The 16,422-nt window shown below is 58.6% G+C and carries 14 protein-coding genes; 7 read left to right on the forward strand and 7 right to left on the reverse strand.

Annotated elements, in window-relative coordinates; all coding sequences use genetic code 11:
• Window positions 1–402: 402 nt before the first annotated feature.
• The 3 genes from HMPREF3140_RS15155 to HMPREF3140_RS15165 all read right to left on the reverse strand — a co-directional run bounded on the left by HMPREF3140_RS15155 (window position 403) and on the right by HMPREF3140_RS15165 (window position 3,719).
• Window positions 403–1,116: a phosphatase PAP2 family protein gene (locus HMPREF3140_RS15155; RefSeq protein WP_002912965.1), complete on the reverse strand. Its 714-nt coding sequence runs from the start codon at window positions 1,114–1,116 to the stop codon at window positions 403–405.
• 37 nt (window positions 1,117–1,153) lie between these two features.
• Window positions 1,154–2,131 carry a CobW family GTP-binding protein gene (locus HMPREF3140_RS15160; protein ID WP_032411976.1) on the reverse strand — a complete coding sequence of 326 codons (978 nt, stop codon included), beginning with the start codon at window positions 2,129–2,131 and terminating at the stop codon, window positions 1,154–1,156.
• Window positions 2,132–2,252: 121 nt separating this feature from the next.
• Entirely contained in the window at window positions 2,253–3,719 is a 1,467-nt protein-coding gene (locus HMPREF3140_RS15165) for a mannitol dehydrogenase family protein (RefSeq protein WP_032411974.1), read from the reverse strand.
• 207 nt (window positions 3,720–3,926) lie between these two features.
• Here HMPREF3140_RS15165 and uxuA point away from each other — a divergent pair, with 207 nt between their 5' ends.
• A complete protein-coding gene (uxuA, locus tag HMPREF3140_RS15170; RefSeq protein ID WP_016946899.1) occupies window positions 3,927–5,117 on the forward strand; it encodes a mannonate dehydratase in 1,191 nt (396 codons plus the stop codon).
• Window positions 5,118–5,187: 70 nt separating this feature from the next.
• Here uxuA and yeiP read toward each other — a convergent pair whose 3' ends face one another.
• On the reverse strand, window positions 5,188–5,760 hold the full coding sequence (gene yeiP / locus HMPREF3140_RS15175; RefSeq protein ID WP_002912951.1) for an elongation factor P-like protein YeiP: 573 nt from the start codon (window positions 5,758–5,760) through the stop codon (window positions 5,188–5,190).
• Between the two features lie 147 nt (window positions 5,761–5,907).
• Between yeiP and HMPREF3140_RS15180 the strand changes: the two genes are divergently transcribed.
• The gene (locus tag HMPREF3140_RS15180; protein ID WP_004175066.1) at window positions 5,908–6,162 is read left to right on the forward strand and encodes a YkgJ family cysteine cluster protein; all 255 of its coding nucleotides are present in this window, start codon (window positions 5,908–5,910) and stop codon (window positions 6,160–6,162) included.
• Between the two features lie 39 nt (window positions 6,163–6,201).
• On the opposite strand, the gene setB is transcribed toward HMPREF3140_RS15180, so the two are convergent.
• On the reverse strand, window positions 6,202–7,383 hold the full coding sequence (gene setB, locus HMPREF3140_RS15185; protein ID WP_004211524.1) for a sugar efflux transporter SetB: 1,182 nt from the start codon (window positions 7,381–7,383) through the stop codon (window positions 6,202–6,204).
• Window positions 7,384–7,719: 336 nt separating this feature from the next.
• Here setB and fruB point away from each other — a divergent pair, with 336 nt between their 5' ends.
• The 3 genes from fruB to fruA are packed head-to-tail and all read left to right on the forward strand — an operon-like array spanning window position 7,720 to window position 11,500.
• Window positions 7,720–8,850: a fused PTS fructose transporter subunit IIA/HPr protein gene (gene fruB / locus HMPREF3140_RS15190; RefSeq protein WP_002912947.1), complete on the forward strand. Its 1,131-nt coding sequence runs from the start codon at window positions 7,720–7,722 to the stop codon at window positions 8,848–8,850.
• Entirely contained in the window at window positions 8,851–9,789 is a 939-nt protein-coding gene (gene fruK / locus HMPREF3140_RS15195) for a 1-phosphofructokinase (protein ID WP_002912941.1), read from the forward strand. It begins immediately after the preceding gene.
• A 16-nt stretch (window positions 9,790–9,805) separates the two neighbouring features.
• Window positions 9,806–11,500 carry a PTS fructose transporter subunit IIBC gene (fruA, locus tag HMPREF3140_RS15200; RefSeq protein ID WP_002912939.1) on the forward strand — a complete coding sequence of 565 codons (1,695 nt, stop codon included), beginning with the start codon at window positions 9,806–9,808 and terminating at the stop codon, window positions 11,498–11,500.
• Window positions 11,501–11,551: 51 nt separating this feature from the next.
• Here fruA and nfo read toward each other — a convergent pair whose 3' ends face one another.
• Together nfo and HMPREF3140_RS15210 are read right to left on the reverse strand one after the other, a co-directional pair.
• Window positions 11,552–12,406 carry a deoxyribonuclease IV gene (gene nfo / locus HMPREF3140_RS15205; RefSeq protein ID WP_032411972.1) on the reverse strand — a complete coding sequence of 285 codons (855 nt, stop codon included), beginning with the start codon at window positions 12,404–12,406 and terminating at the stop codon, window positions 11,552–11,554.
• A gap of 71 nt (window positions 12,407–12,477) precedes the next feature.
• Window positions 12,478–13,527: a YeiH family protein gene (locus HMPREF3140_RS15210; protein WP_002912935.1), complete on the reverse strand. Its 1,050-nt coding sequence runs from the start codon at window positions 13,525–13,527 to the stop codon at window positions 12,478–12,480.
• Between the two features lie 265 nt (window positions 13,528–13,792).
• On the opposite strand from HMPREF3140_RS15210, the gene yieE reads away from it, so the two are divergent.
• Window positions 13,793–14,659, forward strand: a complete 867-nt coding sequence (gene yieE / locus HMPREF3140_RS15220) for a DNA-binding transcriptional regulator YeiE (RefSeq protein ID WP_002912932.1) — start codon at window positions 13,793–13,795, stop codon at window positions 14,657–14,659.
• A gap of 178 nt (window positions 14,660–14,837) precedes the next feature.
• Complete coding sequence (locus tag HMPREF3140_RS15225; RefSeq protein ID WP_070553029.1) at window positions 14,838–16,307, forward strand: amino acid permease; 1,470 nt, start codon at window positions 14,838–14,840, stop codon at window positions 16,305–16,307.
• The last annotated feature ends 115 nt before the right edge of the window (window positions 16,308–16,422 follow it).

Below are 16,422 nucleotides of genomic sequence, written 5' to 3' on the forward strand. Positions count from 1 at the left end.
TTAACGACAATGTCGTTATAAAAAATGCCAAACGTGTTAGAGCCTAAATACCCATCCGCAATGAGACAATTCCTTAAGCTTAAATTTGTGCAGTCACGCACAATTTTATTCATGCCCTGAATTAATGCTGCGGAAAAGGCAAAACGAGAACGAGATTACCCTATCAAACGCCGCATGGCGAGCGGTTTTGCGCGATTTCTTATAAGTATTTTGGTGACAAAAAGTGAATCATCGGGAAAGGCCAAAATTACGGCAATATCGGGCAAAAAACAGACAATTCCTTCATTTGTCACGGGATTAATGTGACAAGAAGATGAACGTCATGTTGAAAAAAAGGGAAAATGTAAAAAGGGACCCAAAAGGTCCCCTTATAGTTAATGACTCTGGCGGCTGCCGGAGACATTATTTGGCCGATATTCTACTGGGTAAGTAGCGATCGAAAAAGGCGATCAATTTATCGCTCAGCGGGGTCATCAATACCCAGGGCGCGCCGATCAGCACGGCGGTCAGGGAGCCGACGGCAATATCGCTAAACCAGTGGGCGCCAATCATTACCCGCGGGAAAGCAAAGACCACAAAGATAATCAGCGCGACGCCCAGCGCGCGACGGCCAAAATAGCGCCACATAAAGCTCGCGAAGATCAGCAGCATCATCCCATGATCGCCAGGGAAGCTGTCTTTCGACGCATCCTTAGTGGGGAAGTTAACGACGTCGCTGACGCGGGTAATATCGCTAAAAAACAGAGACGGGCTGGCGCGCTGTACCGGCATCAGGTGTTGTGCGAGCTGGTTGATGATCACCGCCGCCAGCAGCATCACCAGGCCCATGATGGCGATCTGACGACGGCCTGCAGTCGGCGCCTTTAGCCAATAGCTCAGCATCAGGCAGCCCATCGCCAGCAGCGAACAGGCGTCGAAGGCGCGATTGTTGATGATCGCCAGCAGCCAGGCATAAGCATGGCTGACGCTGACGCCATGGTTAAAGAAATGGAAGATCGCGGAGTCGACCGGCAACCACGCGCCATGGTTGGCTGGCAGATACCAGGAGCAAAATAGCGCTACACCCGCGATGTTAAGCAGCAGGATTAAAGGAATTCGGTTTTTCATCATAGCCATTGCGATTTTGTGACAGTCGGCGGCAACCTTAGCCGCCTTAACTTAAACGAAGCCTCAACAACGAGGTCTGGAGTGCGTTCCAGTCGGCTTCATTCGCGGAAATAAGCTCGATCCGGCTATCGGGCGGAGCGACGCTGAGGGTCTCGATATGGAGATCCTCCCCCTGACGGTTGATTCGTACCGCCCCCTCGGCAATGCGCATCACGCCTTTAACGCGCCCCACTGGCGCCAGCCTGGCCCATTCGAGCAGGCCGATGGTGTCAAAGACCGTCTCCGCGTCGAAGATCCAGCCGCAGCCCTGATAGCCCTGGCCATTGTTGAGATGGCGGCGCCAGCGCTGGTGTTCCGCCAGGCTGAGCGCGGCGAGGCCGGAAGAGGGGGGATGGCGGTGGGCGTGCTCCGCGCTCGCTGGCAGCGGGGCGGTGTTCCGTCGTGGCTCATCGAGCAGGGCCAGATCGATATTGCCCTGGATTGCCGACACCTTGCGACGCTCGCCGCCCCAGCGCTGCCACCAGTCGGCCAGCGCCCGGGCGCTTTCGGCGGTTTCCCGATCACTTTTATTAGCCACAATGATGTCCGCCGCGGCCAGCTGATCGCGGAAGTTGTCGTTGCTGACGGCTCTTTCATCCAGCAGCTGGCGGGGATCGAGGATGCACAGCGTGGCGCGCAGATCGATCCAGGGCTCATACACCGCCGCGGTGAGGATATCGAGGATCTGCTTTGGGTGGCCCAAACCGGTGGGTTCGATCAGCAGGCGATCGGGTTTGCCCTGGCGCAGCAGGGTGTTCAGCCCAACCTGCATCGGCAGGCCATTGACGCAGCACATGCAGCCGCCGGGGATCTCTTTGAGCAGGGCGCCGCTATCGGCCAGCAGCGCGCCGTCTATCCCGACTTCGCCAAACTCGTTAACCAGTACGGCCCATTTTTCATCCGCAGGCTTCTGCGCCAGCAGATGAAGAATCGAGGTCGTCTTACCGCTGCCGAGAAAGCCGGTGATCAAATTGGTTCTGGTCACTCTTTTTCTCCAGGATAAATGTAATGTTGTAACAGTTACGCCTATCCTGACGAAAAAAGGGGGAAAAGAGAAGTCCTGAGGCGGACAGAAGAGAATTCTGTCCGCATAAGCGCAAATATTGTTAAGAATTCAGCGCGTGGGCGACGGCCTCGCGGGCGCCGTGCGTCGCCAGCTGTTGCCAGGCGGCGCGGATCCCGGCGACAAACTGGGCGTTGTGCGGCAGGTCGCGGCCAAATATTTCCTCCAGCCCCAGCAGGGCGTCGACGCGCTGCTGCTCATCGCTCTGGGCCACCCGCTGCCGGATCTTGTCGACCAGCGGATCGCGCACGTCGATCGTCTGACCGGCGTCGTCCGTGCCGCTGACGTAGCGCATCCAGCCGGCCACGCCGAGAGCCAGCAGCGGCCAACGGCTGTCGCGCGCCAGATGTACGCGGATGCCATCGAGCATGCGCTGGGGCAGCTTCTGGCTACCGTCCATGGCGATTTGCCAGGTGCGGTGTTTGAGCGCCGGATTGCTGAAGCGGGCGATGAGACTGTCGGCATAGGCCAGCAGATCAACGCCGGTAATGGTCAGCGTCGGAGCCTGTTCGTCAAGCATCAGCTGGCGGGCGGCGCGGCGGAAGACGTCATCCCGCATGCAGTCGCTAATGTGCGCATGCCCTGCCAGATAGCCAAGCCAGGCGAGGAAAGAGTGGCTGCCGTTGAGCATCCGCAGCTTCATTTGCTCCCAGGGCAACACGTCATCGGTCATCTGCACGCCCGCCGTCTCCCAGGCGGGTCGCCCGGCGACGAAGTGATCTTCGACCACCCACTGAATGAAGGGTTCGCAACTGATGGCGCAGGGATCGTCGATCCCCAGCACGGCGGCGATTTCCGCCAGCGACTCCGGTGTGGCCGCAGGAACAATACGATCCACCATGGTGCCCGGGAAGCTGACGTTGTCGGCGATCCAGTCCGCCAGCGCCGGGCTGCGTTTTTCCGCCATGCCGAGGACGGCATTTTTTACCACGTGACCGTTGTCGGGGATATTATCGCAGGAGAGCACGGTAAAGGGCGGAAGGCCTCGTTCCCGGCGGCGGGCTAGCGCTTCAACTAAAATACCGGGAGCTGACTGCGGCAGCGTCGGATTCTCCAGATCGTGAATAATGCGCGGATGCGTCGGATCCAGTTTCCCGGTCGCCGGATCGATGCAGTAGCCTTTTTCCGTAATGGTCAGCGAGACAATCGCTACCTGCGGCTCGCAAAATTTTTCGATAATCGCCGCCAGCGAATCGAGCCTGGCGTTCAGACATTCGTGCACCGCGCCGATCACAATGGGCTGGTTGCCGTCGGCGCCTTTTTCCAGCACGGTAAACAGATGGTCCTGTTCGCGAAGTTGGCTCATCAGCGTGTCGCCGCTGAACAGACTGATTTCACAGATCCCCCAGTCGCCGCCGACGTTATTCAGCACGCGATCGGTGAGCAGCGCCTGGTGCGCGCGGTGAAACGCGCCAAAGCCGAAATGGACAATACGCGAGCGGAGTTGGCTGCGATCGTATTGAGGGTATTGCACGTTCTTCGGTAGCGTAGCGGTTGCAATTGTTGTCATTCTTCCCACACCTGTTTAACTGCTTATTAACAATGCCAGTCTAAAGTTATATGACAGGAAGTTAAATTGGTAAGCCGAAATTATCCGCTGACTGTGAGCTGGATCAATCAATAGGCCAGCACTGTTTGCAGCCAGGTGAGAAACATGTATGGTAGTCGTCATGAGTGTCGCCATTATTGGTATAACAACTTTTGTGAGGGCATAGCGATGGAGCAAACCTGGCGGTGGTATGGGCCGAACGATCCGGTATCGCTTGATGATGTACGGCAGGCGGGGGCGACCGGCGTCGTCACTGCGCTGCACCATATTGCAAACGGTCAGGTATGGCCGATCGACGAGATTAAAGCGCGTCAGGCGCTGTTAGCGGCAAAAGGGTTGACCTGGTCGGTCGTCGAAAGCATTCCCGTCCACGAGGATATTAAAACCCACAGCGGGCAGTATGCGACCTGGATTGCCAACTATCAGCAGAGCATCCGCAACCTCGCGGCCTGCGGCATCGATACCGTGTGCTACAACTTTATGCCGATCCTCGACTGGACGCGCACCGATCTGGAATATGAGCTGCCGGACGGCTCCCGGGCGCTGCGTTTCGATCAGATCGCTTTCGCCGCCTTTGAGCTGCATATCCTTAAACGCCCGGGAGCGGAAGCGGATTACAGTGAAGAAGAGCAGCGTCAGGCTGAGGTCTATTTCAAGGCGATGAGCGAAGCAGAGATCGATAAACTGACTCGCAATATCATCGCCGGCCTGCCGGGAGCGGAAGAGGGCTACACCCTTGACCAGTTCCGCGCGCGTCTGGCGGAGTACGACCACATTGATAAAGCGCAGCTGCGTGAAAATATGGCCTATTTCCTGCGCGCCATCGTGCCGGTATGCGAAGAGGTAGGGATCCGCCTGGCTGTGCATCCGGACGATCCGCCGCGGCCGATCCTTGGCCTGCCGCGTATCGTGTCGACCATCGAAGATATGCAGTGGCTGAAGGAGACGGTGGACAGCATTAATAATGGCTTCACCATGTGTACCGGATCGTATGGCGTTCGCGCCGATAACGATCTGGTGAAGATGGTGGAGACCTTTGGCGATCGCATCCATTTTACCCATCTGCGCTCTACCTGCCGTGAAGCAAACCCAAAAACCTTCCACGAGGCGGCGCACCTTAGCGGCGACGTCAATATGGTGGCGGTGGTGGATGCTATCCTGCGTGAAGAGCAGCGGCGTAAACAGGCCGGCGATCTGCGCCCGATCCCATTTCGTCCGGATCATGGTCATCAGATGCTCGATGATCTGCGCAAGAAAACCAACCCAGGCTATTCGGCGATTGGCCGTCTCAAGGGGATGGCGGAAGTGCGCGGCGTCGAGCTGGCGCTGAAAATGACCAAATACCCTGAACTGCTGTAATCGCGGCAATGGGGATAATAAAAAGGACAGCCAGCGCTGTCCTTTTTTACTGTCGGGGCGTTACCGATGATTAATCCGCGCGGCCCATATAGCGGCACTCTTCGATATGAATGCGGATTTTCTCACCGGTGGTCAGGTATTCCGGCACCTGAATCACCAGGCCGGTGCTCATGGTGGCTGGCTTGGTGCGGGAGCTGGCGGACGCGCCTTTAATACCCGGCGCGGTTTCGATAATTTCCAGGTCAACGGTCTGCGGCAGCTCCAGCGCCAGCAGCTGGCCGTCCCAGGTCAGCACCTGCATGTCCGGCATCCCACCTTCCGGAATAAACTGCAGCTCTTCTTCAATCTGCTCTTTGGTAAAGGTGTAAGGGGTATAGTCTTCTTTATCCATGAACACGTATTCGTTGCCATCGACGTAGGAGAAGTCGACGAAACGGCGGGTCAGGGTGACGGTATCGACGATATCGTCGCCTTTGAAGCGCTCTTCTACTTTCAGGCCGGTGCGCACATCGGAGAAGCGCATTTTATACAGTGTCGCAGCACCGCGGGCGCTGGGTGACTGAATATCAATATTTTTCACAATCAGCAGCTTGCCGTTGTAATTCAGCACCATACCTTTTTTAATTTCATTCGCTCTTGGCATTGCAGTAATCCTGTCACTTAACGAGTCAAAAATATCGCGTAAAACTACTCGCGCCCGGGCGTTCAGGCAAGCGGATTTCGCGAGTTTTGCTATCTTCTGGCAAAACGTTTAGGCTGTGGCGCAAAATGAGCGTTTGGGAGTCGGGTTGTGGAATGTCGTACTGATTGTGGCGCATGTTGCATCGCCCCCTCTATATCATCGCCGATCCCCGGCATGCCGCAGGGCAAGCCGGCTAACACCCGTTGTATCCAGCTTTCCGAGCGCAATTTATGCCTTATTTTCGGCTCCCCTCTGCGCCCGAAGGTGTGCGCCAGCCTGCAGCCCTCGCCGGAGATGTGCCTCACCCACCGCGATGAAGCGATCACCTGGCTGCTGGAGCTTGAGCTGGCCACCGCGCCCTGAGCTCAACGCAGCAGATGAGAGGGATGGAAACCAATGTGCTTACACGTCTCTTATCCGCCACAGGCAGGCCTGAGTGACAACGCCCATCGCCAGCGCAATCCAGAACACCGCGTGATAGCTCCAGATCTCCGCCACTACCCCCGCCAGTGAACCGGCGATGATCCAGCCGACGCGGGTAGTATTGGTATAGAGGGTGGTGGCCGCGCCCGCCTGCCCCGGCATCAGGTCCTGGAAATAGAGCATGCCGATCCCGGCGAGGATCCCGATATAGATGGCGTTCAGCACCTGCATCGCCAGCAGCAGCGCTGGCGTATGCACCGTCAGCATGCCGACGTAAAACAGCACCCCGGCCACTGCAGAAAGACGCATCAGAAAGCGTTTGCCGAAACGCCGGGCGTAGTAACCGGCAATCAGCATGGTCGGAATTTCCAGTCCGGCGGCGGTGCCCATCATCAGCCCCGCCAGCTTCTCCGGCAGATGCAGCTCGTTAATGATAAACAGCGGCATGTTAATGATGTACAGGCTGTTAGTACCCCACATCAGGGTGCAGATGCTGAACAGCAGCAGCGCATCGCGGCGATGCGTGCGCGGAGCTTCCAGCCGGCCGGTCGCTACCGGGTTTTCTTTGCGCATGCTGGGCAAGAATAGCCAGACCATGATCCCGCAGACGATAAACGCCGCCGCGGCGCTGAGATACATCGCGGTAAAACCAAACCCCATCGCCAGGGCGTAGGCCAGCGGGGGACCAATCACCCATGCCAGGGAGACCTGGGCACGTAAAATGGAGCTGAACATCACCGCTTCGCGGCCGGTCCTGTCGGCATGCTCCCGCGCGAGGGCAAACATCTGCGGGTTGGCGGTCGATCCAAAGCTGCTGAGAAAAACGCCGATGAACAGCAAAATGAAATAGTTGCGGTTCCAGGCAAAGAGTACGCAGGCCAGCACCCCCAGCAGACAGCAGACGACAATCAGCTGCTTGCGATCGCCCTGACGGTCGGAGCGGCCGGCGAGGAACTGACTGACCAGAATGCCAATAACCGCGCTGCCGGTAAAAAAGAAACCGACCATCGCCGGGCGGACGTGCACTTCGTTGGTCAGAAACAGGCTCAGGGTCGGGGTTTGCAGCGCCCCGGCAATGCCCGTCAGAAAGGCGACGATTAAGAAGGCGGAAGAGGTGACATCGAACCCGCGTCGGGGGAGAGCGGCGCTACGGTTTTCCATGGGTTTGGTTTTCTGTAGTTTCAGGAGACGGCGCGGAGTTTACGCCTGCTGGCTAAAAATAAACAGTAGTATGGCACGAATAATTAAAAAGGCGTTTCAAAATATAGGGTTCAGCAAAAAGCTGACGTTCGAGGCGGTCGATAGCTAAGGCTTCAGCAAAAGTGTGCAGTACCTCTAAGTTCTGCGATCAAGTCGCTGACGTACCTTGCGCGTTGAGCAAGAAAGGTACAAAATTCTTGAAACGTTTCAGCGTCATTCGGCAATCCGTTCCCCGTCAGATGGCGCCTTTTTTCTCAAGTTAGCTGAAACGATTCAATTCAGCAGGAGAGGAGAACCATGTTCCAGTTATCTGTGCAGGATATTCATCCCGGCCAGCAGGCCGGTAATAAAGAAGAGGCCATCCGGCAGGTCGCCGCCGCGCTGGTCAGCGCCGGCAACGTGGCCGATGGCTACGTGAACGGCATGCTGGCGCGCGAGCAGCAGACCTCGACCTTCCTCGGCAACGGGATCGCGATCCCGCACGGCACGACGGATACGCGTGACCAGGTGCTGAAGACCGGCGTTCAGGTGTTTCAGTTCCCGCAGGGCGTCACCTGGGGCGAAGGGCAGACCGCCTATGTGGCGATCGGGATTGCCGCCAGCTCAGATGAACACCTCGGCCTGCTGCGTCAGCTGACCCACGTGCTGAGCGATGACGCGGTCGCCGCGCAGCTGCAGTCCGCCACCACCGCGGAAGAGCTGCGCGCGCTGCTGATGGGAGAGAAGCAGAGCGAAGCGCTGAAGCTGGATAACGAGACCCTCAGTCTCGACGTCGCGGCCAGCGATCTGCTGACCCTGCAGGCGCTGAACGCGGCGCGTCTGAAAGAAGTTGGCGCTGTCGATGCCGCCTTCGTTAGCCACGTCATTAACGATACGCCGCTGAACCTCGGTCAGGGCGTCTGGCTGAACGACAGTGCGGAAGGCAATTTGCGCAGCGCCGTGGCGGTCAGCCGCGCGGCTAACGCCTTTACCCGCGACGAGCAGCCGGTTTCCCTGCTGGTCACGGTGGCGATGGCCGACGAGCAGCCGACCGCAGTGCTGAACCGTCTGAGCAAGCTGCTGCTGGACAAGAAAGCTGAACATTTGCTGAAAGCCGACGCCGCCACCGTGCTGGCGCTGCTGACCAGCGACGACGCCATTGCCGAAGATGTGCTGAGCGCCGAATTCGTGGTGCGCAATGAACACGGCCTGCATGCCCGTCCGGGCACCATGCTGGTCAACACCATTAAACAATTTTCCAGCGACATCACCGTCACCAATCTCGACGGTTCCGGCAAGCCGGCTAACGGTCGCAGCCTGATGAAGGTTGTGGCGCTGGGTGTGAAAAAAGGTCACCGTCTGCGTTTTACCGCGCAGGGTGAGGATGCGCAACAAGCGCTGGATGCGATTGGCGAAGCGATCGCCGCAGGCCTTGGGGAGGGCGCATAAATGAGCAGACGTGTAGCAACGATTACGTTAAACCCGGCATACGACCTGGTGGGATTCACCCCGGAGATTGAACGCGGTGAAGTGAACCTGGTGCGCACCACCGGCCTGCACGCCGCCGGGAAAGGCATTAATGTGGCGAAAGTGCTGAAAGATCTCGGCATTGACGTCACCGTCGGCGGTTTCCTGGGTAAAGACAACCAGGACGGCTTTCAGCAGCTGTTCAGCGAGCTGGGGATCGCCAACCGTTTCCAGGTGGTGCAGGGCCGGACCCGTATCAACGTTAAGCTGACGGAAAAAGATGGCGAAGTGACCGATTTCAACTTCTCCGGCTTTGAAGTCACCCCGGGCGACTGGGAACGCTTCGTCAACGACTCCCTGAGCTGGCTCGGGCAGTTCGATATGGTCTGCGTCAGCGGCAGCCTGCCGTCCGGCGTTAGCCCGGAAGCCTTCACCGACTGGATGACCCGTCTGCGCAGTCAGTGCCCATGCATCATTTTCGACAGCAGCCGCGAAGCGTTGGTTGCCGGACTAAAAGCGGCGCCGTGGCTGGTGAAACCGAACCGTCGCGAACTGGAAATCTGGGCTGGCCGCAAGCTGCCGGAGATGAAAGATGTTATCGACGCCGCCCATGCGCTGCGCGAGCAGGGTATCGCCCACGTGGTGATCTCCCTGGGCGAAGAGGGTGCGCTGTGGGTCAACGCCTCTGGGGAGTGGATTGCTAAACCACCTTCAGTGGAAGTGGTCAGCACCGTTGGCGCCGGCGATTCGATGGTCGGCGGCCTGATTTACGGCCTGCTGATGCGTGAATCCAGCGAGCATACCCTGCGCCTGGCGACCGCCGTCGCTGCCCTGGCCGTCAGCCAGAGCAATGTAGGAATTACCGACCGTACCCAGTTGGCCGCGATGATGGCGCGCGTCGACTTACAACCCTTTAATTGACAGCAGGAGAGGCATAATGAAAACGCTGCTGATTATTGATGCCGGACTCGGACAGGCGCGCGCCTACATGGCGAAAACCCTGCTGGGTGCCGCGGCGCCGAAAGCGCACCTTGAGCTGATTGATAACCCGAATGACGCCGAACTGGCCATCGTGCTGGGAACCGCGCTGCCGGCCGATAGCGCGCTGAATGGTAAAAACGTTTACCTGGGCGATATTAACCGTGCTGTCGCCCATCCGGAGCTGTTCCTGGGAGAAGCGAAAGACCACGCTAAGCCCTACGTTGCGCCAGCGGCGGTAGCCGTTCCGGCCGCCGCTCAGGGGCAGAAACGCATTGTCGCGGTCACGGCCTGTCCGACCGGCGTCGCCCACACCTTTATGGCGGCAGAAGCCATCGAAACCGAAGCCAAAAAACGCGGCTGGTGGGTGAAGGTGGAGACCCGCGGCTCCGTTGGGGCGGGCAATGCCATCACCCCGGAAGAGGTGGCCGAGGCGGATCTGGTGATCGTCGCTGCCGATATCGAGGTGGACCTGGCGAAATTCGCCGGCAAGCCGATGTACCGCACCACCACCGGTCTGGCGCTGAAGAAAACCGCCCAGGAGCTGGATAAAGCGGTGGCGGAAGCCAAACCGTACCAGCCATCCGGCAAACCTCAGGCGGCTGCTGAAGGGAAAAAAGAGTCGGCGGGCGCCTATCGCCACCTGCTGACCGGCGTCTCCTATATGCTGCCGATGGTAGTGGCCGGGGGCCTGTGTATCGCGCTCTCCTTTGCCTTCGGGATCAAAGCGTTTGAAGTGAAAGACACCCTGGCGGCGGCGCTGATGCAGATCGGCGGCGGCTCGGCCTTCGCGCTGATGGTGCCGGTACTGGCAGGCTTTATCGCCTTCTCCATTGCCGACCGTCCGGGTCTGACCCCGGGCCTTATCGGCGGTATGCTGGCGGTTAGCGGCGGCTCCGGCTTTATCGGCGGGATCATCGCTGGTTTCCTTGCCGGTTATGTGGCGAAAGCCATCAGCACGAAGCTGAAACTGCCGCAGAGTATGGAAGCCCTGAAGCCAATCCTGATCATTCCGCTGGTCTCCAGCCTGATCGTGGGTTTGGCAATGATCTATCTGATCGGTAAACCGGTAGCCGGTATCCTCGCCTGGCTGACCCACTGGCTGCAAACCATGGGCACCGCCAACGCGGTTCTGCTGGGCGCGATCCTCGGCGCGATGATGTGTACCGACATGGGCGGGCCGGTAAACAAAGCGGCCTATGCCTTTGGCGTTGGCCTGCTGAGTACCCAGACCTATGCGCCGATGGCGGCGATCATGGCGGCCGGTATGGTGCCACCGCTGGCGATGGGTATCGCGACGCTGGTAGCGCGCAATAAGTTCGACAAAGGGCAGCGGGAAGGGGGCAAAGCCGCGCTGGTTCTTGGCCTGTGCTTTATCTCGGAAGGGGCGATTCCTTTTGCCGCCCGTGACCCGATGCGCGTTCTGCCGTGCTGTATCGTCGGCGGCGCGGTAACCGGCGCTATCTCCATGGCGGTCGGCGCGAAACTGATGGCGCCGCACGGCGGGCTGTTTGTTCTGCTGATCCCGGGGGCGATTACGCCGGTGCTGGGCTACCTGCTGGCGATTGTTGCCGGAACGCTGGTGGCGGGCCTTGCCTACGCCGTGCTGAAACGCCCTGAGGCGCAAACAGCGGAAGTTGAAAAAGCGGCATAATCCTACCGCAATAAAAAAGGGCCGACTGTTCGGCCCTTTTTTTGTCTCTATTTACGCCACTTCGGCAATCTGCTGCGCCCGCAGCCAGGCAATCTCTTCCGCCCAGATATCCGGGTTGATGGTTTCCAGAATCAGCGGAATACCGTCGAAGCGGCTGTCCTGCATGATCCAGCTGAAGCAATCGTGGCCGATGTTGCCTTCCCCCAGGCTGTGGTGACGGTCGACCCGGCTGCCGAAGGCGCTCTTGGCATCGTTGAGATGCATGCCGCGCAGATACTGAAAACCGACGATGCGTTCGAAGGCGGCGAAGGTTTTTTCGCAGGCTTCGGCGCTGCGCAGGTCGTAGCCGGCGGCGAAAGCATGGCAGGTATCGATGCAGACGCCGACGCGGGATTTATCTTTCACGCCGTCGATGATGGCCGCGAGGTGCTCGAACTTAAAGCCGAGGTTGCTGCCCTGGCCAGCGGTGTTTTCGATCACCGCAGTAACGCCTTCGGTCTTCGCCAGCGCGATATTGATCGATTCGGCGATGCGCGCCAGGCACTCCTCCTCCGGGATCTGCTGCAGATGGCTGCCGGGGTGGAAGTTGAGCAGCGTCAGTCCCAGCTGCTGGCAGCGGGTCATTTCATCAATGAAAGCATCACGGGATTTTTCCAGCGCTTCTTCCACCGGGTGGCCAAGGTTAATCAGGTAGCTGTCGTGCGGCAGGATCTGCCCCGGGCCAAAGTGATACTTTTTACACGCGGCTTTGAATTCGGCGATGGTCTCGTCGCTGAGCGGCGCGGCGCGCCACTGGCGCTGGTTCTTGGTGAAGAGGGCGAAGGCGGTTGCTTCGATTTCGGCGGCGCGAATGGCGGCATTGGCCAGTCCACCTGAGGCGCTCACGTGCGCTCCTACGTATTTCATAAAAAAACTCCAGTTAAAGCCGCTGGGGGGTGGGTAATGATAGCGGCTTAACTGGAGAAAGATGTAGTGCTTTATGCCATCAGGCTGTGGATAGCGACGTTAATGACCCCGCCGCCGACAATCAACCAGACGAACAGCATCAGCGCCATCAGCAGCGGTTTCGCCCCGGCTTTTTTCAGCGCGCTGACGTGGGTGGTGACCCCGAGGGCGGCCATTGCCATCGCCAGCAGGACGGTATCCAGCGTCACCAGCATATCCACCACGGCTTTCGGCAGCAGATGGAAGGAGTTAAACACCGCCACCAGGATGAACATAATGGCGAACCACGGAATGGTGATTTTACTTTTCTCGCCGTTGCCTGCCGGGGTCAGCTGTTTAACACGCGCCGCCAGGAACAGCAGGAACGGAGCCAGCATCATGACGCGCAGCATTTTGGCGATAACCGCCGCGTTCTCCGCGTCCGGGCTGACCGCATGGCCGGCGGCAACAACCTGCGCCACTTCATGCATGGTGGAGCCCATATAGATCCCGTAGGTTTCCGGGGTAAACCAGTGCGCCAGCAGCGGGTACATCGCCGGGTAGAGGAAGATGGCGATGGTACCGAAGATAACCACTGTAGCGACGGCGACCGTCACTTTACTGGCTTCGGCTTTGACCACCGGCTCGGTGGCGAGCACGGCCGCCGCGCCGCAGATGCTGCTGCCGGCGCCGATCAGCCAGCTGGTGTGTTTATCGAGACCAAACACTTTCTGGCCAAGGAAGCAGGCGATGAAAAAGGTACTGGAGAGCGTCAGAACGTCAATCAAAATACCGCTCACGCCGACGTCGGCAATCTGGGCGAACGTCAGGCGAAAGCCGTAGAGGATGATCCCCAGGCGCAGCAGATGCTGCTTGGCGAAAATCACCCCGCCGTCGCAGGGCTGCCAGATTTTCGGGTAGACCGTGTTGCCGACGACCATCCCGAACAGGATAGCGAGGGTCAGGGCGCTAAAGCCTGCGCCGGCGATGGCCGGGAAACTACCGGCCCACAGGGCGGCGCCGGTCAGAGCGGCGGTCAGCGCCAGGCCTGGGACAAAATGCCACAGGGAACGATGTTTGGTGGGTAAAGTGAGTGCTGTCATAACCTTCTCCTTTGTCTGCCTAAAGGTTACGCCGCGCGGGATTAAATATAAAATTGATTATATGTTTATAATCAATCGTAATAAGTGGTTAATGGCCGCTTCGCCGGTTACAACGGGGCGAGAGCGGGTTAGGCAGAAGCGGGGCGGTCTCGCTGGCAAGACGATGATTTTGTGATATAAGCGGATTTTCCTTCCGTCAGCCGCCTCGATTTGTGTCACCATAGTAAGGAAGGTTATTCAGGTTGGATTACTAAACGGGTGGGTTATGCATATTACGCTGCGGCAGCTGGAAGTGTTCGCCGAAGTCCACAAGAGTGGGTCGACCACTCAGGCGTCACAGATGCTGGCGCTTTCGCAATCCGCGGTCAGCGCCGCGCTGACCGATCTGGAAGGGCAGCTCGGCGTGCAGCTGTTTGACCGCGTCGGTAAACGACTGGTGGTGAATGAGCATGGACGGCTGCTGTACCCGCGTGCGCTGGCGCTGCTGGAGCGGGCCCTGGAGATCGAGCAGCTGTTTCGCGGCGATAACGGGGCGATCCGAGTCTACGCCAGCAGCACCATCGGCAACTATATTATGCCGGAGATTATTGCCCGCTATCGTCATGACTTCCCGGATCTGCCGGTCGAGCTGAGCGTCGGCAACAGCCTGGACGTCATCAACGCCGTCGCCGACCTGCGGGTGGATTTCGGCCTGATTGAGGGGCCGTGCCATGCCGCCGATATTATTGCCGAGCCGTGGCTGGAGGATGAACTGGTGGTGTTTGCCGCGCCCAACTCACCGCTGCTGGCGGGGGAGGTGACCCTGCAGCAACTGGCTGAGGCGCCGTGGATCCTGCGCGAGCATGGCTCCGGCACCCGGGAGATTGTCGATTACGTTCTGCTGTCGCATCTGCCGGCGTTTCATCTGGGCATGGAGCTGGGTAATTCAGAGGCGATCAAGCACGCGGTCAGGCATGGCCTGGGCATCAGCTGTCTATCGCGGCGGGTGATTGCCGAACAGCTTGCCTCGGGCACGCTGGCGGAGCTGAAAGTGCCATTGCCCCGGCTGACGCGCACGCTGTGGCGGATCCATCACCGGCAGAAGCATATTTCTAAAGCATTACAACGTTTTCTGCACTATTGCCAGGTGTAGCAGCCCGGTTTTATCGCCTGATTACGGGGGGAATTCGCTGGCAATTCCGCAGGTTAGTGCTTTACTAATAATTTGCGGGCGATCATGAAGCTCTCTTATAACTTTGCATTTGTACCGGATGGAACCCCGATCGTCTGCTACAATCGCGCCTCATTTTTTGGATGGATAGCATTATCACATGGTTTCGGAAACTAAAACCACAGAAGCGCCCACGCTACGTCGTGAACTGAAGGCGCGCCACTTGACCATGATCGCCATCGGCGGTTCCATCGGTACGGGTCTTTTTGTTGCCTCTGGCGCAACCATTTCGCAAGCAGGTCCCGGCGGGGCGCTGCTGTCTTATATTCTGATCGGTTTGATGGTCTATTTCCTGATGACCAGCCTCGGCGAGCTGGCGGCGTTTATGCCGGTATCCGGTTCCTTCGCCACCTACGGGCAGAATTATGTTGAAGAAGGCTTCGGCTTCGCGCTGGGCTGGAACTACTGGTACAACTGGGCGGTGACGATCGCCGTTGACCTCGTGGCCTCACAGCTGGTGATGAGCTACTGGTTCCCCGACACTCCGGGCTGGATCTGGAGCGCCTTATTCCTCGGCATCATGTTCCTGCTGAACTGGATCTCGGTGCGCGGCTTTGGCGAGGCGGAATACTGGTTCTCGCTGATAAAGGTAGCCACCGTCATTATCTTTATCATCGTCGGCGTGATGATGATTGTCGGCATCTTCAAAGGGGCGCAGCCAGCCGGCTGGAGCAACTGGGGGATCGCGGATGCGCCGTTCGCCGGCGGTTTCTCGGCGATGATTGGCGTGGCGATGATTGTCGGCTTCTCGTTCCAGGGCACCGAGCTTATCGGCATCGCTGCCGGTGAATCTGAAAATCCGGAGAAGAACATTCCGCGCGCGGTGCGCCAGGTCTTCTGGCGTATCCTGCTGTTTTACGTCTTCGCGATCCTGATTATCAGCCTGATCATTCCGTATACCGATCCGAGTCTGCTGCGTAACGATGTGAAGGATATCTCCGTCAGCCCGTTCACCCTGGTGTTCCAGCATGCTGGTTTGCTGTCGGCGGCGGCAATCATGAACGCCGTTATCCTGACTGCCGTGCTGTCGGCGGGTAACTCCGGGATGTACGCCTCCACGCGTATGCTGTACACCCTGGCCTGCGACGGTAAAGCGCCGCGCATTTTCTCGAAGCTGTCGCGTGGCGGCGTGCCGCGTAACGCGCTGTACGCGACCACCGTGATCGCGGCGCTGTGCTTCCTGACTTCCATGTTTGGCAACCAGACGGTGTACCTGTGGCTGCTGAACACCTCCGGGATGACGGGCTTTATCGCCTGGCTGGGTATTGCGATCAGCCACTATCGTTTCCGTCGCGGCTACGTCCTGCAGGGTAACGATATTAATAATCTGCCGTATCGTTCCGGGTTCTTCCCGCTGGGGCCGATCTTCGCCTTCGTGCTGTGCCTGATCATCACCCTCGGACAGAACTACGAAGCGTTCCTCAAGGACACCATTGACTGGGGCGGCGTGGCGGCGACCTACATCGGTATTCCGCTGTTCCTCGTCATCTGGTTTGGTTACAAGCTGGCGAAATGCACCCGCTTTGTTCGCTACAGCGAAATGACCTTCCCGGACCGCTTTAAGCGTTAATCTTCGCGATTGTGCGATAAAAGCCCTCTCTGAAGAGGGCTTTATATTGCTGGCAAAGTGCAATCTTCAGGGATTGCCCGGCTGCGCTGCTGGACTGCACCCCAAAAGTTGGACA

The sequence above is a fragment of the Klebsiella sp. HMSC16A12 genome, from assembly GCF_001808265.1.
In the GTDB taxonomy this organism is placed as follows: Bacteria; Pseudomonadota; Gammaproteobacteria; order Enterobacterales; family Enterobacteriaceae; genus Klebsiella; species Klebsiella pneumoniae.